The sequence below is a fragment of the Microbacterium sp. EST19A genome (assembly GCF_019969685.1).
Classification (GTDB): Bacteria; Actinomycetota; Actinomycetes; order Actinomycetales; family Microbacteriaceae; genus Microbacterium.
Genome location: NZ_JAHXYZ010000004.1, coordinates 184,573 through 204,004 on the forward strand (window position 1 = coordinate 184,573; position 19,432 = coordinate 204,004).

At 69.3% G+C, this 19,432-nt stretch carries 16 protein-coding genes; 10 read left to right on the top strand and 6 right to left on the bottom strand.

Annotated features, from left to right (window positions below; translation table 11 throughout):
* Window positions 1-78: 78 nt before the first annotated feature.
* Both LC452_RS19855 and LC452_RS19860 read left to right on the top strand, forming a co-directional pair.
* Entirely contained in the window at window positions 79-1,278 is a 1,200-nt protein-coding gene (locus tag LC452_RS19855; protein WP_223628584.1) for an ROK family transcriptional regulator, read from the top strand.
* A 66-nt stretch (window positions 1,279-1,344) separates the two neighbouring features.
* The gene (locus LC452_RS19860; protein ID WP_223628473.1) at window positions 1,345-4,377 is read left to right on the top strand and encodes a glycoside hydrolase family 38 C-terminal domain-containing protein; all 3,033 of its coding nucleotides are present in this window, start codon (window positions 1,345-1,347) and stop codon (window positions 4,375-4,377) included.
* Between the two features lie 22 nt (window positions 4,378-4,399).
* Here the strand turns inward: LC452_RS19860 and LC452_RS19865 are convergent, their stop codons facing one another.
* From LC452_RS19865 to LC452_RS19880, 4 genes are all read right to left on the bottom strand, one after another.
* Entirely contained in the window at window positions 4,400-4,642 is a 243-nt protein-coding gene (locus LC452_RS19865) for an acyl-CoA carboxylase subunit epsilon (protein ID WP_223628474.1), read from the bottom strand.
* Window positions 4,639-6,252, bottom strand: a complete 1,614-nt coding sequence (locus tag LC452_RS19870; protein WP_223628476.1) for an acyl-CoA carboxylase subunit beta — start codon at window positions 6,250-6,252, stop codon at window positions 4,639-4,641. The genes LC452_RS19865 and LC452_RS19870 overlap by 4 nt, the downstream gene beginning before the upstream one ends.
* Window positions 6,253-6,327: 75 nt before the next feature.
* Window positions 6,328-7,332, bottom strand: coding sequence for a hypothetical protein (locus tag LC452_RS19875; RefSeq protein WP_223628478.1), 1,005 nt, complete (start codon window positions 7,330-7,332; stop codon window positions 6,328-6,330).
* 80 nt (window positions 7,333-7,412) lie between these two features.
* Window positions 7,413-8,105, bottom strand: a complete 693-nt coding sequence (locus LC452_RS19880; protein ID WP_223628479.1) for an NTP transferase domain-containing protein — start codon at window positions 8,103-8,105, stop codon at window positions 7,413-7,415.
* Between the two features lie 251 nt (window positions 8,106-8,356).
* On the opposite strand from LC452_RS19880, the gene LC452_RS22150 reads away from it, so the two are divergent.
* The 3 genes from LC452_RS22150 to LC452_RS19895 are packed head-to-tail and all read left to right on the top strand — an operon-like array spanning window position 8,357 to window position 11,935.
* Window positions 8,357-10,087, top strand: coding sequence for an ATP-binding cassette domain-containing protein (locus LC452_RS22150; protein WP_308116488.1), 1,731 nt, complete (start codon window positions 8,357-8,359; stop codon window positions 10,085-10,087).
* Complete coding sequence (locus LC452_RS19890; RefSeq protein ID WP_223628481.1) at window positions 10,063-11,628, top strand: hypothetical protein; 1,566 nt, start codon at window positions 10,063-10,065, stop codon at window positions 11,626-11,628. The genes LC452_RS22150 and LC452_RS19890 overlap by 25 nt, the downstream gene beginning before the upstream one ends.
* A 40-nt stretch (window positions 11,629-11,668) precedes the next feature.
* The gene (locus LC452_RS19895) at window positions 11,669-11,935 is read left to right on the top strand and encodes a DUF3039 domain-containing protein (RefSeq protein ID WP_028503536.1); all 267 of its coding nucleotides are present in this window, start codon (window positions 11,669-11,671) and stop codon (window positions 11,933-11,935) included.
* 6 nt (window positions 11,936-11,941) lie between these two features.
* On the opposite strand, the gene LC452_RS19900 is transcribed toward LC452_RS19895, so the two are convergent.
* Window positions 11,942-13,267, bottom strand: coding sequence for a nicotinate phosphoribosyltransferase (locus LC452_RS19900; RefSeq protein WP_223628483.1), 1,326 nt, complete (start codon window positions 13,265-13,267; stop codon window positions 11,942-11,944).
* A 37-nt stretch (window positions 13,268-13,304) separates the two neighbouring features.
* On the opposite strand from LC452_RS19900, the gene murI reads away from it, so the two are divergent.
* The 4 genes from murI to LC452_RS19920 all read left to right on the top strand — a co-directional run bounded on the left by murI (window position 13,305) and on the right by LC452_RS19920 (window position 16,533).
* Window positions 13,305-14,141 carry a glutamate racemase gene (gene murI, locus LC452_RS19905; protein WP_223628484.1) on the top strand — a complete coding sequence of 279 codons (837 nt, stop codon included), beginning with the start codon at window positions 13,305-13,307 and terminating at the stop codon, window positions 14,139-14,141.
* A gap of 33 nt (window positions 14,142-14,174) precedes the next feature.
* Window positions 14,175-14,921 carry a ribonuclease PH gene (gene rph, locus LC452_RS19910; RefSeq protein WP_223628485.1) on the top strand — a complete coding sequence of 249 codons (747 nt, stop codon included), beginning with the start codon at window positions 14,175-14,177 and terminating at the stop codon, window positions 14,919-14,921.
* Complete coding sequence (gene rdgB, locus LC452_RS19915; protein ID WP_223628487.1) at window positions 14,918-15,517, top strand: RdgB/HAM1 family non-canonical purine NTP pyrophosphatase; 600 nt, start codon at window positions 14,918-14,920, stop codon at window positions 15,515-15,517. The genes rph and rdgB overlap by 4 nt, the downstream gene beginning before the upstream one ends.
* Window positions 15,518-15,612: 95 nt before the next feature.
* Window positions 15,613-16,533, top strand: coding sequence for a cation diffusion facilitator family transporter (locus LC452_RS19920; protein WP_223628488.1), 921 nt, complete (start codon window positions 15,613-15,615; stop codon window positions 16,531-16,533).
* A gap of 3 nt (window positions 16,534-16,536) precedes the next feature.
* Here LC452_RS19920 and ligD read toward each other — a convergent pair whose 3' ends face one another.
* Complete coding sequence (gene ligD / locus LC452_RS19925; protein WP_223628490.1) at window positions 16,537-18,510, bottom strand: non-homologous end-joining DNA ligase; 1,974 nt, start codon at window positions 18,508-18,510, stop codon at window positions 16,537-16,539.
* Window positions 18,511-18,580: 70 nt separating this feature from the next.
* On the opposite strand from ligD, the gene LC452_RS19930 reads away from it, so the two are divergent.
* A complete protein-coding gene (locus LC452_RS19930) occupies window positions 18,581-19,423 on the top strand; it encodes a Ku protein (protein WP_223628491.1) in 843 nt (280 codons plus the stop codon).
* Window positions 19,424-19,432 lie beyond the last annotated feature (9 nt).

Sequence of the window (19,432 nt, forward strand, 5' to 3'; positions counted from 1 at the left end):
ATTTTGGGGGACACGGATTTTCCGCCGATGGGGGATCATTGGACGATGGGAACGCGTCGCGGCACCAATCTCCCGCGGATGGGCGACTTCAACCAGTCGGTGATACTGGAGGCCATCCGGCGATCCGGTGAGGGATTGAGCAGGATCGAGCTCGTCGAGGCGACGGGGCTCTCCGCCCAGACCGTCACGAACATCACGCGCCGGCTCCTCGATGACGGATTCATCCGGGAGGCGGGGCGGACCATCAACGGTCCGGGCAAGCCGAGAGTGACGCTGCGCCTCATCTCGGAGAGCCGCTTCTCCGTCGGCGTCCACCTCGATCCCGCGGTCATGACCTTCGTGCTCCTGGATCTCTCGGGCACGATCGTACGGCGCATGGGCGTGCGCACTCCGAAGATGGATCCGCGCCAGATCGTCGAGGCGATGGCGACCACGATCGAGACGCTCATCTCGGCGGCCGGCGTGGACCGTTCGCGCATCGCCGGAGTCGGCGTGGCGGCCCCAGGACCGCTGGATGCCGACAAGGGCACGGTGATCGATCCGCCGAAGCTGCTCGGATGGCATCGGGTGCCCCTCCGAGCCGTGCTCGCGGAGGCGACCGGATTCCCCGTCACCCTCGAGAAGGACACGACCGCGGCGGCGGTGGGGGAGCTCTGGACCCGCCCCGGCTCTTCCGACGACTCGTTCGTGTTCGTGTACCTCGGGACCGGGATCGGCGCGGCTCTGGCGAGGGACGGGGATGTCGTGCGCGGCAGCACGCAGAACCTCGGCGAGATCGGGCACATCGTGGTCGATCCTGACGGCCCTGCGTGCCTGTGCGGATCGCGCGGCTGCGTCGAGGTGATGTGCACCCCGCAGGCGATCGTCGAACAGGCCGAGCACGCCGGGGTGTTCCCCGACGATCGTGAGGTCAACGACGTCGAAGCCGTGGAGGCGCGGCTGACGCAGCTGTGCGAGCGCGCCGCTGCCGGCGACGCGCCGGCAGCGCGAGTTCTGCGGGCATCGGCAGGCCACCTCGCCGTGCTCACCGCCGTGCTCACGAACATGCTCGACGTGGATCGCGTCGTGCTCGGCGGACCGTTCTGGTCACGCCTCGCCGACGCGTATCTGAAGGAGATCCCCGGGCGTCTGGAGCGGCTGAGCGCCACCCGGGCGGTGCGGACGCTGCCCGTCGCCGGCACGGTCGTCGGCGTGGATGTGGGCGCGGTGGGCGCCGCCTGCGTCGTCCTGGACTCGGTGCTGACACCGCGGACGACGGATCTGCTGCTGGAGCATTGAGCGGGTCTTGACAGGGATAACTCCAATCGATGTACTATCTGTGAGCCCCCAGCGATCGGACCACCGATGCACGACAACTCGTCCCTCGTCGAAGCGCGCATCCAGCGCTTCGTGCAGGAGCGCCTCCTCCCCGCCGTCTACGCGCGTACAGAGCCGCTGACGCTCCGATCGTGGACCGCACCCGGCGAGCCCGTCCCTTTCGACGAAGCCGTGGGGCAGTCCTTCGCCCCCTTCGAGGTCGGCACGCCCTGGGGTCGTGCGTGGAGCACGATGTGGCTGCACGTGACCGGGGTCGTCCCGGAGGTCGAGGCAGGGCAGCGCGCCGAGCTGGTCTTCGATCTCGGATTCAACACGGCCGAGCCCGGCTTCCAGGCCGAGGGAACGGTCTACCGCCCGGACGGATCGATCGTGAAGGCGGTCGAGCCGCGGAACGCGTACGTCCCGCTGGACGGCGCTGCGGGGGAGCCGATCGATCTCTATCTGGAGGCGGCGGCGAACCCGGATGTCGCGGAGGGGTGGACGTTCGCGCCGACCCCGCTCGGCGAGTGGGACTCGGCGGGTGACGACCCGCGCTACGTGCTCCGCCAGGCCGATGTCGGCATCCTCGACGTCACCGTCTGGGAGCTGATCCAGGACGTCGCCGCGCTGCGGGGGCTCATGGGGGCGCTCTCGACCGATTCGCCGCGACGCGCGGAGATCCTCCGCGCCCTCGAGCGCATGGTCGACGCGACCGACCCGGACGACGTCGCCGGCACTGCCGCCGACGCCCGGGCCGAGCTCGCCGGTGTGCTCTCGCGGCCGGCATCCGCCTCCGCGCACGTCCTGCACGCGGTCGGGCACGCGCATATCGACTCGGCGTGGCTGTGGCCCGTCCGTGAGACGCAGCGCAAGGTCGCGAGGACGTTCTCGAACGTGCTGGCCCTGCAGCGGGAGGACCCCGACTTCGCCTTCGCCGCCTCCTCGGCGCAGCAGTACGCCTGGATGAAGCAGTTCCAGCCGGAGCTGTTCGAGCGGATGCGCGGGGCCGTCGCGGAAGGGCGCTTCGTGCCGGCCGGAGGCATGTGGGTCGAGTCCGACACCAACATGCCCGGCGGCGAGGCGCTGGCGAGACAGTTCGTGAGGGGCAAGAGGTTCTTCCTCGAGGAGTTCGGAGTGGAACCCCTGGACGTCTGGCTGCCGGATTCCTTCGGCTACTCCGCGGCGCTGCCGCAGATCGCGCGCGCGGCCGGATCGCGGTGGATGCTGACGCAGAAGATGTCGTGGAACGAAACGAACGTCATGCCGCACCACACCTTCCTCTGGGAGGGCATCGACGGCACCCGGATCTTCACGCACTTCCCGCCGGTCGACACGTACAACGCGCAGCTCACCGGTGACGAGCTGGCCAGGGCGGAGCGGCAGTACGCCGAGAAGGGCGCCGCGAACACCTCGCTCGTGCCGTTCGGCTACGGCGACGGCGGCGGCGGGCCCACCAGGGAGATGATCGCCGCGGCGGCGCGGGTGCGGTCGCTCGAGGGCTCGCCGACCGTGACGCTGTCGACGCCGCAGAGCTTCTTCGAAGCGGCCGAAGCGGAGTATCCGGTGCCCCCGGTGTGGGCGGGCGAGATGTACCTCGAGTTCCACCGCGGGACCTACACGTCGCAGTCCCGCACGAAACGGGGCAACCGGCGCAGCGAGCACGCCCTGCGCGAAGCGGAGTTCTGGGCGACGGCCGCCGCTCTGCGCGGTGCGCCCTACCCGTACGCAGAGCTGGACGCCGCATGGGAGACCGTGCTGCTGCAGCAGTTCCACGACATCCTTCCGGGAAGCTCCATCGCGTGGGTGCACCGGGAGGCGGAAAGACGCTACGCCGAGGTGCTCGCCTCGACGGAGCACATGATCGCGGGGGCGCTGGCCGTCGTGGCGGGTTCGGGAGACACCGAACTGGTCGCCGACGCCGGGCCCTACGCCAGAGAGGGAACGGCGGCGATGGGGATCGCCGTCGTGCAGGGTTCGGGGTCCCCTGCGTCGGTCGCGCGGACGACGAACGGCTTCGTGTTGGAGAACGAGCACCTCACGGTCTCGATCGACGACGCAGGTCTGGTGACGTCACTCGTCACCCGCGCGACCGGGAGGAACGCGATCGCGGCGGGGGAGCGGGGGAACCTGCTCCAGCTGCACCGCGACACGCCCAGCCGATGGGATGCCTGGGACATCGACGAGCACTACCGCCGTCACGTCGTCGACGTGACGGACGTGGTGTCGATCGACATCGTCCCGCATCCCTCGGCGGCAATCGTCTGCGTGGTCCGTGCGCTGGGGGGTTCACGGATCACGCAGGCTCTCACGCTCGCGCCCGACGGGCGCGCGCTCGACATCGAGACGATGGTCGACTGGCACGAGCGGCAGAAGCTCCTGAAGCTCGCCTTCCCTCTCGACGTGCACACCGATCGTGCGACGTCGGAGATCCAGTTCGGTCACGTGCATCGTCCGACGCATGTGAACACATCGTGGGATGCCGCACGATTCGAGACCGTGGCGCATCGCTGGGTGCACGTGGGCGAACCCGGCTTCGGCGTCGCCGTCGCGAACGACGCGACCTACGGCCACGACATCACGCGCTCTCCGAGTGCCGGCGGAGGAACGGCGACGACCGTGCGGCTCTCTCTGCTCCGTGCGCCGCTGTTCCCCGATCCGGAAGCGGACCAGGGCGAGCACACGTTCACGGTGAGCGTTCGGCCGGATGCGACCATCGCGGATGCCGTCCGCGAGGGCTACCGGCTGAATCTGCCGGTGCGCGCGCTCTCGGGAGCGGGACCGGTGGAGCCGCTGCTCTCCGTCTCCTCCGACGCCGTGGTCGTCGAAGCGGTCAAACTCGCCGAGGATCGCAGCGGAGACGTGATCGTGCGACTGTACGAGGCGCACGGCGGCAGGGCGACGGCGCACCTCGCGACCGCCTTCGACTTCGACACGGTCGTCGAGACGGATCTCCTCGAGCGGCAGATCCATGCGTCGGTCGTCCGGGCTGTCGAGGGCAGGGACGTCGACCTCGAGCTTCGAGCCTTCCAGCTCGTGACACTCCGGTTCCGCAGCCCCGCGTCGATCCCCGCCGCAGGGTAGGGAAGCGCCGCGCGCTTCCCGCTCAGCCGGAGAAGCGTCCCCAGGGGATGTCGCGTCGGAGCGGTCTGCGCAGCGGGCGCTGTGTCTGCGTCCACGCCGACACGACCGGGTCGTCGGCCACGGCATCGGCCGATTCCGTCGCATACGCGTCGGTGATCACGGCGATGAGCGCAGCCAGCTCTTCTTCGTTCGCCGTACCGCGCGTGATCTCGAGGGTCAGCGGCAATTCATCCGGTGACGCGGGGGAAGCGGTCGGATCGGTCACAGCGGGATGTTCCCGTGCTTCTTCGGGGGCAGCTCCGCCCGCTTGCCGCGCAGGGAGCGCAGCGCCTTGGCGATCGACACGCGGGTGTTCGCCGGCTCGATGATGCCGTCGAGCTCGCCGCGCTCCGCCGCGAGGAAAGGCGAGGCCACGTCGTACGTGTACTCGTTGGCGAGGCGCGTGCGAACGGCCGCGACGTCTTCGCCGGCCTCTTCCGCCTTCTTGATCTCGCCGCGGTACAGGATGTTGACCGCGCCCTGGCCGCCCATGACGGCGATCTCGGCCGTGGGCCAGGCGAGGTTGATGTCGGCGCCGAGCTGCTTCGAGCCCATCACGATGTAGGCGCCGCCGTAGGCCTTGCGGAGGATGACGGTGACGAGGGGAACGGTGGCCTCGGCATAGGCGTAGAGCAGCTTTGCGCCGCGGCGGATGACGCCCTCCCACTCCTGGTCGGTGCCCGGGAGGTAGCCGGGCACGTCGACCAGGGTGACGATCGGGATCGAGAACGCGTCGCAGAAGCGCACGAACCGGCTCGCCTTCTCTCCGGCCTGGATGTTCAGCGTGCCGGCCATCTGCGACGGCTGGTTCGCGATGATGCCGACCGAGCGCCCCTCGATCCGGCCGAAGCCGATCACGATGTTCGGTGCGAACAGCGGCTGCACCTCGAGGAAGTCGCCCTGATCGACGACGTGCTCGATGACCGTCTTGATGTCATAGGGCTGGTTGGCGGAATCGGGGACGATCGTGTTCAGCGTGCGGTCGGCATCCGTCGTCTCGAACTCGAAAGCGCTTTCGTACGTCGGCTGCTCCGCCATGTTGTTGTCGGGAAGGAAGCCGAGCAGGGTGCGCGCGTAGTCGATCGCGTCGTCCTCGTCCTCGGCCAGGTAGTGCGCCACTCCGGAGCGGGTGTTGTGGGTGTACGCCCCGCCGAGCTCCTCCATGCCGACGTCCTCGCCGGTGACGGTCTTGATCACGTCGGGGCCGGTGACGAACATCTGGCTGGTCTTGTCGACCATGATGACGAAGTCGGTGAGCGCGGGGGAGTACACGGCGCCGCCGGCGGCCGGGCCCATGATGATGGAGATCTGCGGGATCACACCGGAGGCCCGGGTGTTCAGGCGGAAGATCTCGCCGTACTTGCCGAGGGCGACGACGCCCTCCTGGATGCGCGCGCCGCCGGAGTCGAGGATGCCGATGCACGGCATGCCGCCGGCGAGGGCGAACTCCATGACCTTGATGATCTTCTCGCCGGCGACCTCGCCGAGCGAGCCGCCGAACGTGGAGAAGTCCTGCGAGTAGACGGCGACCGTGCGGCCGTGGATCGTGCCGACACCCGTGACGACCGAGTCGCCGTAGGGGCGCGAGCGGTCCATGCCGAAGGCGGTCGTGCGGTGACGCACGTACTCGTCGAACTCGACGAAACTCCCCGGGTCGACGAGGAGTTCGATGCGCTCGCGGGCGGTCATCTTGCCCTTGGCGTGCTGCTTCTCCTTCGCCTTGACCTCGGCGTCGACGACGGCCTCGGTGTAGCGAGCGCGCAGATCCGCGATCTTGCCGGCGGTGGTATAGAGGTCGGGCTTGTCCGTCACGGATTCCACCCTAGCGTCGGGCATGACCGATCCGTTGGATGCTCGGCACAACGGGGCGGCTGATCCTTTGGCGGTCTCCTGAGTGCCGTGGGGCGACGGTCAGCTCTTCGGCGCGTCGGACGGCGGGGCGATGCCGGAGAGGTCGTGCCCGCCCGACAGGTGGTCGTCACCGTCGCCTTCGGTGAGTTCCGCGGGGTCGCTGTGGCTGCGCCGCGTGGTCACCTCGCCGACCTTTCGCCCGGCCCAGCCGACTCCCCGCGCGGCCGTGCCGGCGGCTCCCGCGACGGCGCTCCCGGCGAACCGCGCGCCGCGCAGCATCCGCAGCTCCAGCTTCTCCGCACCCTCGACGGGCTCGAGTTCGAGCGGCAGGTGCACCGGCGCGGCACCGAAGGCCTTGTGCGATGTCGTCAGCACGCGTCGTCCGAGGATGTGGTTGCCGGCCCCGCCGACCGCCGCTCCGATGCCGAACGGAAGCGCCTTCCCGATGACCGACGCACCGCCCTTCGCCGCGAACTGCTTGACGAACATGCTCTTGAGCCGGTCGACCAGGGGGCCGACGGCCGCACGGGGGAGCGACTTGGTCACGAGCTCGCCCCAATAGGAGGATCGGCTTCCGCCGCGCCCGGCGACCTGACCGGCGAGCTGCCCGACCAGGTCGACGCCCTCCTTGCCCAGCATCAGGGTCATCACCAGGGCACGTGCGCGATCGGGGTTGGCGATCGCGATGCCGTGGACCTCGGCGACGGACTGCGCGAACAGAGCCGTCGATTCCACGAAGCCGACGGTCTCGACGCCCGACAGCGCGAGCGTGATGCCCGTACCGATCCCGGGGACGACGGCGGTCGCGCCGACGGCCGCACCGCCCGTCGTCACGGCCGCGAGGTAGCGCCGCTCGAGGATGCGGATGATCTCCGCGGGAGTCGCGTGCGGATTGCGAAGCCGGATGCTGCGGATGTGGGCGAGCACGAGCGGTCGCTGGATGGACAGCACGCGGTCGAGTCCGCGCACCATCATCGGATGCTCCGGCGACCCCGTCGGGGGAACGCCCTTGTCCCAGGGGGAGTCGTCCGGGAGGGAGTGGATCTTGTGCACCTTGGGGGCCATGGCCTGATCCTACGAAGTCCGTCCGCGAAAACGCCGAAAGCCCGGCACCCTTGACGGGGCCGGGCTTTCGTGGGAGAGGATCAGACGAACAGGTTCGCCCGCTCGAGGTCTTCCGCGAAGTCGACCTCGACCGCGTACAGGTCGGACACGTCCATCGGCTCGAGCAGCAGGCCGTCTTCGGCGATCGCGAGCTCGAGGCCGCGCTCGAAGTAGTCCTGGTCCTCGACGCGCTGCAGCTGACGCATGAACGCCTTCTTGTTCGACGAGGAGATGTAGTTGATGCCGACAGCCTCGCCGAGCCCGCCCTTGACGGTCTTGGACAGCTCGTCGATGAAGCCTTCGGCGGTGACCGTGTACTTCACTTCTTCGTCGCTCACCTTGGAGGTGTTGACGGTGACGAAGGACTGGTCGCGCTCGATGTACGCGGCCGCGCGGCCGAGGATCATCGGGTCGAAGACGACGTCGCCGTTCATCCACAGCACGCCGTTCTTGCCGGTGGCGGCGAGGGCGCGGAGCAGGCTCTTCGAGGTGTTGGTCTCGTCGTAGCGCTCGTTGTGGACGTAGTTGACGGTGGGGAACGCCTCGATGATGGTCTCGGCGCGGTAGCCCACCACCGTGGTGATGCGCGCGTCGGAACCGAAGGCGGCCCGGATGTTGTCGTGCTGCTGGCGCATGATCGTGCGGCCGTCGCTCAGCTCGGTCAGCGGCTTCGGCAGCGCGCGGCCCAGGCGTGAGCCCATACCTGCTGCGAGAATGACGGTTTGAAGAGTCACGAGTGCTCCTAAGGGGAAGTTGTGTTCACGGCCGGTTCACCGGCCAGACACCTCATCGTGCCGCGTTCATGGTATCGATTCCGCCTGGGAAGGCCCGGGGATCGATGGCCCCGTTGTCATTTCGTGACCGAGTACACACTGAATACTCAGGGTAGAGGATCGGGCGGGATGTGCGCGGAATCTTCGAGATCCGCGCGCAGATTGTTTCGCCACGCCCTTGGCTGGGGGCAACCCATTGATACCGTAGGACGGTGACTCCTTCCCCTGACGACCGCACCGACCAGGTGGACGATTCCCAGACCCCGCCCCAGAAGGCGACTTCGGCGCGCACGCCCGCGCCGAAGCAGAGCTCGACGGGCCGCCCCGCTGCCAGGAAAGCTCCGGCGAAGCGCACCCCGGCGGCGAAGAAGACCACCGCGCGCACGCCGGCGAAGGCTTCCGCCGATACCGCGGCACCGACCGGAGAGGTCGTGATCGAGCCGACCGTGAAGATGGTGATCGACGCGCCGACCGGCTCCGGCTCCACCGCCCGGACGGCCGCGGCAGCGCGGACCGCGGCAGCGAAGAACGCCGCCTCCCGCGCGGCGGCCGCGAAGTCGACGAAGCCCGCGACGGCTGCGGCGCGGGCGGCTTCGGCGAAGACCACGGCCGCGAAGACCTCGGCCTCGAAGCCCGTCGCCGGGAAGGCCGCAGCATCAAAGACCGCCGCGGCGAAGTCTGCGGCGGCGAAGTCAGCAGCCGCGAAGACGACGGCGCGCACCGCGTCGGCGCGCTCGACCTCCGCGAAGGCCGCGGCAGCGCGGGCCGCCGCGGCGAAGACGGCTGCGGCGAAGGCCGCTGCCGCCGAGAAGGCTGCTGAAGAGAAGGCCGCCGCGGAGGCCGCCGCTCTGCAGGAGCCCGTCCTCTCTCCGCCGACGGCTGCCGAGGACGTGGCCGTCCAGGAGCCCCTCCTCACGGAGCCCGCCACCCCCGAGACCGCGATGGAGGAGCCTGCAGTCGACGAGCCCGTCGTGGAGGAGCCTGTCGTCGAGGAGCCCGTCGTCGAGGAGCCCGTCGTCGAGGAGCCCGTCGTGGAGGAAGCATCCGTGGAGGAGCCCGCTTCCGAGGAGGCGGCGCAGGACGAGGCGGTCATCGATGCGCCCGATGTCGTCGTGCCCGGACCGGACTCGGCATCCGACGGCTCCGCATCCGCGCCCGCGCCCGAGGTCGGCGGTGTCGCGGCGACCGAGGCCATCAGCATCCGCGGTCTCGTCAAGCAGTTCGGCGACAACCGTGCCGTCGACCGGATCAACCTCACCGTGCCCGCCGGCTCCTTCTACGGGATCGTCGGTCCGAACGGTGCCGGCAAGACCACCACCCTCTCGATCGTCGCGGGGCTCCTGCGTCCCGACGAGGGCAGCGTGGTGATCTGCGGCATCGACCAGGCGAAGCAGCCTCTCGCGGCGAAGCGGGTGATGGGAGTGCTGCCCGACCGGCTCCGCACCTTCGACCGGCTCACCGGACGACAACTCCTCTACTACTACGGTCTGCTGCGCGGGCTGGCCGCTGACGTCATCGAGAAGCGGGCCGCCGACCTCGCCCGCGCGTTCGACCTCGGCGATGCCCTGAGCCGCGTGGTCTCCGACTACTCGGCCGGTATGACGAAGAAGATCATGCTCGCGGGAGCGATGATCCACTCTCCGCGGGTCCTGGTGCTCGACGAGCCGTTCGAGTCCGTCGACCCGGTGTCGTCCGCGGTCATCCTCGACATCCTCCGCGCGTACGTCTCGCACGGCGGCACCGTGATCCTCTCGAGCCACGGCATGGATCTCGTCGAGCGGGTCTGCTCCCGGGTCGCGATCATCGTCGGCGGTGAGGTGCTCGCCGAGGGCACGATCGACGACGTGCGCGCGGGTCAGACCCTCGAGGCGCGATTCGTCGAGCTCGCAGGATCCAGCGGTGAGGTGGAGGGGCTCGAGTGGCTGCACACGTTCTCCGACTGAGGCTCGCGCTGCTGATCGGGTCCCTGCGCGGCGAACGTCGGGTACGGTCGATCGTCACGTTCCTGGCCGTCGTCGCCGTCACCGTCGTCGTCTGCCTCGCCGTCTTCAGCCTCGCCGGCGCTCCGGTGCCGGTCGCCCGCGCGGTCACCGTCCTGGGCGGTGCGGCGCTGCTCCTCGGATTCCTCGTCGGGCCGATCCTCGTCGGCGCCGTCGACCAGCTCGATCCGCGGCGGTTCGCCGTGTTCGGCGTCGACGAGCGGCAGATGCCCTGGGTGCTCATCCTGGCCGCGTTCGTCAGCGTTCCGAGCCTCGCCCTTCTCGCGGTCTACATCAGCGTCTGCATCGTGGCCATCCAGCTCGGAGCGCCGTGGCCACTGGCCGTGCTCATGACGATCATCGGCGTGCTGACGACCGTGCTCATGGCGCGCGTCGGCATGGCCGTCAACGCTCTCCTCCTGCCGGAGCGCCGTTCTCGGGAGCTGACGGCTCTGTTCGCCCTGGCCATCCTCGTGATCGCCTTCCCCGTGGCCGTGTTCTTCGCCTCCCTGCGCTGGGACGGACATGTCCCCGCGTCGCTGGCCTCGCTGACCTCGGCGTTCGGCTTCACGCCGCTCGCCGCGGCACCGGGGTTCCTCTTCTCGATCGCCGCGGATGAGACCACGATGGCGTGGATCAGCGGCATCGTCGCGGTCGGCACGGCCGTACTGCTGGGAGCCCTGTGGGCCTGGCTCGTGCGCCGTCTGCTCACGACCACGGAGCGTCCGGTCGCCGCACGGGAGCGGACCGGCCTAGGCTGGTTCGGACTGCTGCCGTCGAACGCCTTCGGAGCGATCGCCTCGCGGAGCCTCGTCTACTGGCTGCGCGACCGCCGCTACATCATGAACATCATCGTGGTGCCGGTGGCAGGTGTGCTGACGGTGCTGCCGCTCATCGTGGCCGGAGTGCCGCTCGAGATCGCCGCACTCGTTCCCGTGCCGGTCATGGCGCTGTTCTTCGGCTGGTTGCCGCACAACGACGTCGCCTACGACTCGACGGCGCTGTGGACGCACGTGGCGAGCGGCATCCGGGGTCTTCCCGATCGCCTCGGCCGACTCGTGCCGGTGCTGCTGGTGGCGATCCCGGTGCTCGCGATCGCCGTGCCGCTCACGCTCCTGCTGATCGGCGACTGGCGACTGCTGCTGCCGCTGACGGGCCTCGCCGCGAGCCTGCTGTTCTCGGCACTCGGCATCTCGAGCATCGTCTCGGTCGTCGCGCCGTATGCGGTGTCGCGCCCCGGGGACAGTCCTTTCCAGCAGCCGCAGCGCCCGACGTCGCGGGGCACCTACGGTCCGGCCGCCGCTCTGCTCGGAGCGATCGTGCTGAGCCTGCCGGCGGGCTGGCTGTTCGCTGCCACGATCATCGGCGGTCCCTCGTACGCACCCGCCGCATTCTGGGTCGGGCTCCTGTCGGGACTCGTGGTGCTCTGGCTCGGCGCGGTCATCGGCGGACGCATCTTCGAACGCAGCGGAGAACGGCTGATGGAGTTCGTCGAGACCGCGTGACGACCGCCCGCCAGCGCACCGACGAGGCTAGACTCACGGGATGAGTACTCCGCTGGACAGCCCCGATCAGGGCGGCGTGGCAACGCTTGATCGCGAACTGGAAGAGCTCCTCCGCGAGGAGAATCTCGAACCGGGCGACCATGAGCGCTTCTCGCATTATGTGAAGAAGGACAAGATCCTCGAGTCGGCGATCACCGGGAAGCCGGTGCGCGCCCTGTGCGGCAAGAAGTGGACGCCGGGTCGCGACCCGGAGAAGTTCCCCATCTGCCCCACGTGCAAGGAGATCTACGAGTCGATGGTCGGCTGACCGACCTCAGTCCGCTTCGACGTAGACCGTCGGGATCGCCGGGTCCGACTTGCTGAGCGCGAGCGCCCGCACCGGCAGCTCCTCGCGCACGCGAAGGTGATGCGCGCGAGCGGATGCCGTTCCCGCCGACCCTTCGTGCGCCGTGTCGATCTCGCCGGCCTCGACGAAGGTGACCTGGAGCGGACGTCCGTCCGGGTGCTCCGAAGGAGTGTCGAGCTCTTCGAATCCGTCGGAGACGACGACCGTCTCGGCGGAGGCGACGCCGTCGGTGAGCGTGCGGAAGGCGGCCTTGCGTCCGCCGTACGACGCCTTGTCGGCCGAGGCCTTCGCGACCCCGATCCACGCACCGCTGTCGTCCTGTCTGGCGACGAGCTTGTAGACCATGCTCGCGGTCGGATAGCCCGACCCCGTCACGACGGAGGTCCCGACGCCGTAGGCGTCGACGGGGGAGGCCGCGAGGGCGGCGATCGCGTACTCGTCGAGGTCGCTGGTCACCGTGATGCGGGTGCCGGTGGCGCCGAGCTCGTCGAGCTGCGCGCGCACCTCTCCGGCCACGATGGGCAGGTCGCCCGAGTCGATGCGCACCCCGCCCAGCTCCGTGCCGGCGATGCGGATCGCCGTCTCGACACCGGTGCGGATGTCGTACGTGTCGACGAGGAGCGTCGTGCCGGTGCCCATGCTCTCGACCTGGGCGCGGAAGGCATCCTCCTCGGAATCGTGCAGGAGCGTCCAGGAGTGCGCGGCCGTACCCATCGTGGGGATGCCCCAGCTGCGCCCGGCCTCCAGGTTGCTCGTCGCGCCGAAGCCGGCGATGTACGCCGCGCGTGCCGCGGCGACGGCGGAGCGCTCGGCGGCGCGACGTGAGCCCATCTCGGCCAGGGGACGCTCACCGGCGGCGATGCTCATCCGCGCGGCGGCCGTCGCGACAGCGGAGTCGTGGTTGAGGACGCTGAGGGCGAGCGTCTCGAGGATCACGGCGTCGGCGAACGTGCCCTCGACGGTCAGGATCGGCGAGCCGGGGAAGTAGAGCTCGCCTTCGCGGTACCCGCTGATCGATCCGGTGAAACGGTAGGCCTCGAGGTATTTCAGCGTGTCGGCATCCACGATGTCGCCGTCGCGCAGGAACCGCAGCTCCTCGTCACCGAAGCGGAATTCGCGCAGCAGTCCGAGCAGGCGCCCGGTGCCGGCCACCACGCCGAACCGGCGGCCGCCGGACAGGCGTCGGGAGAACAGCTCGAAGACGCTCGGCCGGAAGGCCGTCCCGTCTCGGAGCGAAGCCGCGAGCATCGTGAGCTCATAACGATCGGTGAGCAGCGCCGTCGACGTGGTCATGCGCTCAGCATAGTGAGGCCCGGTAGGCTGGGGAGTCATGAACGACGCGCCGATCGGAATCTTCGACTCCGGTGTCGGCGGGCTCACGGTGGCCAGGGCCATCCGCGCCCAGCTGCCCCGTGAATCGTTCGTGTACATCGGCGACACGGCGCACTCGCCGTACGGCCCGAAGCCCATCGCGGATGTGCGCCGCTACGCGCTCGAGGTGCTCGACACGCTCGTCGATCAGGGCGTGAAGATGCTCGTGATCGCCTGCAACACGGCATCAGCGGCCATGCTCCGGGACGCGCGCGAGCGCTACGACATCCCCGTCGTCGAGGTGATCGGCCCGGCTGTGCGCCGTGCCGTGTCGACGACGCGCAACGGCCGCGTGGGCGTGATCGGCACCGTCGGTACGATCGGCTCCCGCGCCTACCAGGACATGCTCGAGGTGAACGAGCGCCTCCAGGTCTTCACGGCGGCCTGCCCGCGTTTCGTCGAGTTCGTCGAGGCCGGGATCACCGGCACGCCCGAGGTGCTCGCCGTGGCCGAGGAGTATCTCGCTCCGCTGCGGGATGCCGATGTCGACACCCTCGTGCTGGGCTGCACGCACTATCCGTTCCTGCGTGGCGCGATCAGCTACGTCATGGGCGAGGGCGTCACGCTCGTCTCCAGCGACGACGAGACGGCCGGCGATGTCTACCGCCAGCTGGTCCGCGATGATCTGCTGGCCTCGGCGGACGCGGCTTCGACCTACGTCTACGAGGCGACGGGTGCGTCCGCCGACGACTTCACCGCACTGGCGAACCGGCTGATGGGCCGCGAGGTCCGTGATGTGCAGCTGGTGCAGACCGGCGTGATCACTCTTCCCGAGTCCGTCTCCGAGTCGCACTGAGCCGATTCGATCACCCCCACCCGAAAGAAGCACATGACCGATATCGTCCGGGCCGACGGCCGCTCCACCGACCAGCTGCGCGAGATCACGATCGAGCGCGGCTGGAGTGCGCACGCCGAGGGTTCCGCCTTGATCAGCTTCGGCGGCACGAAGGTGCTGTGCACCGCATCCTTCACCAACGGCGTCCCGCGGTGGCTCACCGGTAAGGGCAAGGGATGGGTCACGGCGGAATACTCGATGCTGCCGCGGGCCACGAACAGCCGCAACGATCGCGAGAGCGTGAAGGGCCGCATCGGCGGACGCACGCACGAGATCTCCCGACTCATCGGCCGTGCCCTGCGCGCGGTCGTCGACACCAAGGCGCTCGGCGAGAACACGATCGTCATCGACTGCGACGTGCTGCAGGCCGACGGCGGCACCCGCACGGCCGCGATCACGGGTGCCTACGTCGCCCTCGCGGATGCGATCGAGTGGGGGCGCGACAAGAAGTTCATCGGCAAGAACTCCACGCCGCTGGTCGATTCCGTCGCCGCCGTGTCCGTCGGCATCATCGACGGCGAGCCCATGCTCGATCTGGCATATGTCGAGGATGTCCGCGCGGAGACCGACATGAACGTCGTCGTGACCGGCCGCGGACTGTTCGTCGAGGTGCAGGGCACCGCGGAGGGCGCACCCTTCGACAAGCGCGAACTCGATGCTCTTCTCGAGCTCGGTCTCTCCGGCTGCGCCGATCTGAAGGGCCACCAGCTCGCGGCCCTCGCCGCTGCCTCGGACGCATGACGATGAAGGTCGTCCTCGCGACGCACAACCCGCACAAGGTCTCGGAGTTCCAGCAGATCGTCGCCGAGACGCGCCCCGATCTCGAGATCGTCGGCTACGACGGTCCGGAACCGGTCGAAGACGGCGTCACCTTCACCGAGAACGCGCTCATCAAGGCGCGGGCGGCGGCAGCGCACACGGGGCTCGCGGCGCTGGCCGATGACTCGGGCATCTGCGTCGACGTGCTGGGCGGATCGCCGGGCGTCTTCTCGGCGTACTGGGCGGGCCAGAAGAAGGATGCCACGGCGAATCTGGAACTGCTGCTCGATCAGCTGCGCGACGTCGCCGACCCGCACCGCTCCGCGCACTTCACATCGACGATCGCACTGGTCACGCCGGACGGTCGCGAGGAGGTGGTGGAAGGTCTGTGGCCGGGACGGCTCGCACACGCCGCGTCCGGTGGAGGAGGCTTCGGCTACGACCCGATCTTCGTCCCCGACGGTCAGCCCGAAGGGCAGGAACGGACGGTGGGCGACTTCACCGCGGCGGAGAAGCAGTCGCAGTCCCATCGCGCGCGCGCGTTCGCCGAACTGGTGCCGCTGCTCGCACAGCTCTGAGCGGGACGGCTGCACTGCTGAGACTGGTTCTCGTTACCCTTCCCGACTAGGAGAATCCGCCCTTCGTGCCCTCACACCCGGTCTAGCCTGGGGGCATGCACGATCACGCACCCGCCGCCGGCGGCATCCGCTCGGCGAGCAGCAGACGCCTCCTCGCGATCTCGCTGTCGCTGACGGCGACGGTGATGATCGTTCAAGTGGTCGGAGCGATCCTCACCGGCTCCCTCGCGCTGCTCGCCGACGCTGCCCATATGTTCACCGACGCCTCGGCATTGGTGATCGCGCTCATCGCGGCATCCGTCGCGGCACGCCCGGCCGATGACCGGCGCACGTTCGGCTACCAGCGGGCCGAGGTCTTCGGTGCGCTGATCAACGCCGTGATCCTGATCGCCCTGGCCGCGTGGGTCGCCGTCGAGGGCATCGGGCGCCTGCTGAACCCCGGCGATGTCGAGGTGGCGGGCGGACTCATGCTCGTCGTCGCCGTCGTGGGTCTGATCGCGAACGCGATCTCGATGTGGCTGCTGAGCCGTGCGCAGCGCACCAGCATCAACGTACGCGGCGCGTACCTCGAGGTCATGGGCGACCTGATCGGTTCGGCCGCGGTCATCGTGGCTGCCGTGATCATCCTGACCACCGGATGGATGCCGGCGGATGCCCTAGCCTCGCTGCTGATCGCGGCGATGATCATACCGCGGGCGATCTCCCTGCTGCGCGAGGTCTTCTCGGTGCTCGCCGAGTCCGCGCCGAAGGGCACCGCGGTCAGCGAGATCCGCACCCACCTGCTCGCCTACGAAGGCGTCACTGGGGTACACGATGTGCATGTCTGGCAGCTCACCCGCGGTGCCCCGGTGTTCTCGGCCCACGTCAGCGTCGATCCGGTGCTGCTCGCCGACGGACGTTCCGCGGCGCTGCTCTCCGAGATGCAGGCGTGCCTCGCGGATCACTTCGACGTCGAGCACTCGACGTTCCAGATCGAGCCGGCCGAGCAGTCCGACTGCGAACCGCATCACGCCTGACCGTCAGGGTTCGACGACGATCTCGTCGGGCGTCTTGTCGGGGCGGAGCCCGCGCCAGCGCGCATGACGGAGCACTCCGTCGGGCGTCCAGTTCGCGAACTCGACCTCTCCGACCAGCTCCGGACGCACCCACAGCGCGTCCGACGCGTCGAGCGCGGGCACGCCGTCCAGGGGAGCCGTCTTCACCCGGAGCGGCTCGAGCCGCGTGAGCAGGTCGCGCAGGATGCGGTCGGTGAACCCCGTGCCGACCCGGCCGACGTAGCGCAGCTCCCGCGCGGTCCCCTCGGACGGCACGGCGAGCAGCAGCGAGCCCAGCGTGCTCTCCCGGTCGCCCTTCCCCGGACGGATGCCGACGATCACGGCCTCCTGCATGCGGGTGTGCTTGAGCTTGAGCCACGCAGGTGAGCGCAGTCCCGGGCGGTAGCGGGAGCCGGGATCCTTGGCGACGACGCCCTCGAGACCGAACTGCTCGCTGGCGGCGAGAGCCGCGTCGAGATCGTCGAAGACAGGCGGCACCTGCACCGGGGCATCGAGGTCGGCGACGAGGTCGTCCAGGAGCGTCCTCCGCTGCTGGAGGGGCATCGAGGTGAGATCGTGCCCGTCGAGGCGCAGCAGGTCGAACAGCATGTACACGATCGGCGTGCGCACCACTTCGCGTTCGATCTCCCGCGGCCGGGTCAGGTGCATCCGATTCTGCAGCAGCGAGAAGCTCGGCCGGCCGTGGGCGTCGAAGGCGACGATCTCGCCGTCGACCACGGCGTCCGCTGCGGGGAGGAACGGAGCGCCGTCTGCCGTGAGCTCGGGGTAGCGGGCGGTGATGTCGGTTCCGCGGCGTGCGTGCAGCAGCATCCGTCCGTCCGCCCATGTTCCCATGGCGCGGATGCCGTCCCACTTGACCTCGACCCACGACGGGTCGCTGAGCGCGCGAGCAAGGGCGGGGGTGCCGTTCTCGGCGAGCATGGGGGCGAGCGTCGGGGCGGTCGCTCCGGATGCCGGAGGTGTGGTGTTCCGCGGGTATCGCGAGGACCGCCGCGGAGAAGATGTGGGACCAGCCGGCGTGACCGGTGCGGGAGCGGAGGAAGCGGCGGACTCCGGGCGCAGCGAAGCCAGGGGATCGACGCCCTCGGCCGCGCGGGCGAGCACCTCGTCGATGTCGAGCTGAGCGAGGTCGGGGTCATCGAGCTCGTCCCAGGTGCGCGGGGCGGCGACCCACGGCTGCGCACGACCGCGCAGCGAGTACGGCGAGATGGTCGTCTTCTTGCCGTTGTTCTGACTCCAGTCGAGGAACACCTTGCCGCCGCGCACCGCCTTCGACATGACGCTCGTCGCGAGGTCAGGGTGGTCGTTCTCGATGAGCCGGGCGAGCTCTTTCACGACGGCGGAGATCTCCTGGCTGGTCTGCTCGCCGGGAAGCGCCGCGTACAGGTGGATGCCTTTGCTGCCGCTGGTGACAGGCAGGGGATCGAGGCCCATGTCGGAGAGGATGCGGCGGGCGATGCGCGCGACCTCGGCGCACTGCGCGAGACCCACGCCGGGCCCCGGGTCGAGGTCGAGCACCAGCCGGTCCGGACGGCCGGGCAGCCCGTCGGGGGCGAAGCGCCACTGCGGCACGTGCAGCTCGATCGCCGCGACCTGGGCGAGCCAGACGAGGGTCGGCACGTTCTCGACGAGCGGGTACTCCTTCGGGCCGTCGGAGTGCTGGATCGCCTGGCGCGGAATCCAGTCCGGCGCTCCGGGTTCGAGCTGCTTGGTGAAGAACGCGTCAGCCGGAGCATCGGCGGTTCCGACGCCCTCCACCCACCGCTTGCGAGTGACGGGGCGGCCGTCGAGGAGGGGGAGCAGGAGGGGAGCGATCGCCGAGTAGTACGCGATGACCTCGCCCTTGGTGGTACCCGTCTCGGGGTAGACGACCTTGTCGAGGTTGGTGATCCGCAGACGGCGGCCGTCGACCTGCACGACCTGCGCTTCTCGGACCATGGAGCAAGCGTAGTCAGCCGTCGCCGTCAAGGGCTGGCCGTGACGGGTGTGGCTGGTGTTCACTGGGGGAATGAGGACGATCTGGAAGGGCGCGCTGACGTTCGGGCTCGTGAACGTGCCGGTCAAGGTGTATTCGGCGACCGAGGACCACGACGTGCCGCTGCATCAGGTGCATGAGAAGGACGGCGGACGCATCCGCTATCAGCGCACCTGCGAGGTGTGCGGCGAGACGGTCGCCTATGCCGACATCGACAAGGCCTACGTCGAGGAGGGGCAGACGGTCGTGCTCACCAAGGACGACCTCGCCGCACTGCCGGCGGAGAAGAGCCGCGAGATCGACGTCGTCGAGTTCGTGCCCTCCGATCAGGTCGATCTGCTGACGCTCGACAAGCCGTACTACCTGGAGCCGGACTCGAAGTCGGCGAAGGCGTACGTGCTGCTGCGCAGGACGCTCGAGCAGACCGACCGCACCGCGATCGTGCGGTTCACGCTGCGCCAGAAGACGCGGCTCGCGGCTCTTCGCGTGCGCGGCAAGGTGCTGGTCCTCCAGACGCTGCTCTGGGCCGACGAGGTCCGCGAGGCCGAGTTCCCGGCACTCGACGAAGACGTGCGCATCTCGAAGAAGGAGCTCGAGATGTCGGCCGCCCTGGTCGACAGCTATTCGGCCGACTTCGATCCCGAAGCGTTCGTCGACGAGTACCAGAAGGAGCTCCGCACCCTCATCGACGCGAAGATCGAAGCGGGCGAGAGCTTCGAGATCGCCGACACGTTCGGCGAAGCGGAAGCCGAGGGCAAGGGCGGAGAGGTCATCGACCTCATGGAGGCGCTCCGCGAGAGCGTCGCGCGGTCGAAGGAGAAGCGGGCGAGCGAGAAGCCCACGAAGGCCAAGAAGCCGGCGAAGAAGACCGGCTGATCCGCCCGG

Excerpts from the sequence above, each read along its gene's own strand:
- murI (WP_223628484.1), top strand. The coding sequence starts at position 13,305 with ATGAACGACGCGCCGATCGGAATCTTCGACTCCGGTGTCGGCGGGCTC.
- LC452_RS19870 (WP_223628476.1), bottom strand. The coding sequence starts at position 6,252 with ATGCCCGACGCTAGGGTGGAATCCGTGACGGACAAGCCCGACCTCTAT.
- rdgB (WP_223628487.1), top strand. The coding sequence starts at position 14,918 with ATGACGATGAAGGTCGTCCTCGCGACGCACAACCCGCACAAGGTCTCG.
- LC452_RS19930 (WP_223628491.1), top strand. The coding sequence starts at position 18,581 with ATGAGGACGATCTGGAAGGGCGCGCTGACGTTCGGGCTCGTGAACGTG.
- LC452_RS19920 (WP_223628488.1), top strand. The coding sequence starts at position 15,613 with ATGCACGATCACGCACCCGCCGCCGGCGGCATCCGCTCGGCGAGCAGC.
- LC452_RS19855 (WP_223628584.1), top strand. The coding sequence starts at position 79 with ATGGGCGACTTCAACCAGTCGGTGATACTGGAGGCCATCCGGCGATCC.
- ligD (WP_223628490.1), bottom strand. The coding sequence starts at position 18,510 with ATGGTCCGAGAAGCGCAGGTCGTGCAGGTCGACGGCCGCCGTCTGCGG.
- LC452_RS19895 (WP_028503536.1), top strand. The coding sequence starts at position 11,669 with ATGAGTACTCCGCTGGACAGCCCCGATCAGGGCGGCGTGGCAACGCTT.
- LC452_RS19860 (WP_223628473.1), top strand. The coding sequence starts at position 1,345 with ATGCACGACAACTCGTCCCTCGTCGAAGCGCGCATCCAGCGCTTCGTG.
- LC452_RS19875 (WP_223628478.1), bottom strand. The coding sequence starts at position 7,332 with ATGGCCCCCAAGGTGCACAAGATCCACTCCCTCCCGGACGACTCCCCC.
- rph (WP_223628485.1), top strand. The coding sequence starts at position 14,175 with ATGACCGATATCGTCCGGGCCGACGGCCGCTCCACCGACCAGCTGCGC.
- LC452_RS19900 (WP_223628483.1), bottom strand. The coding sequence starts at position 13,267 with ATGACCACGTCGACGGCGCTGCTCACCGATCGTTATGAGCTCACGATG.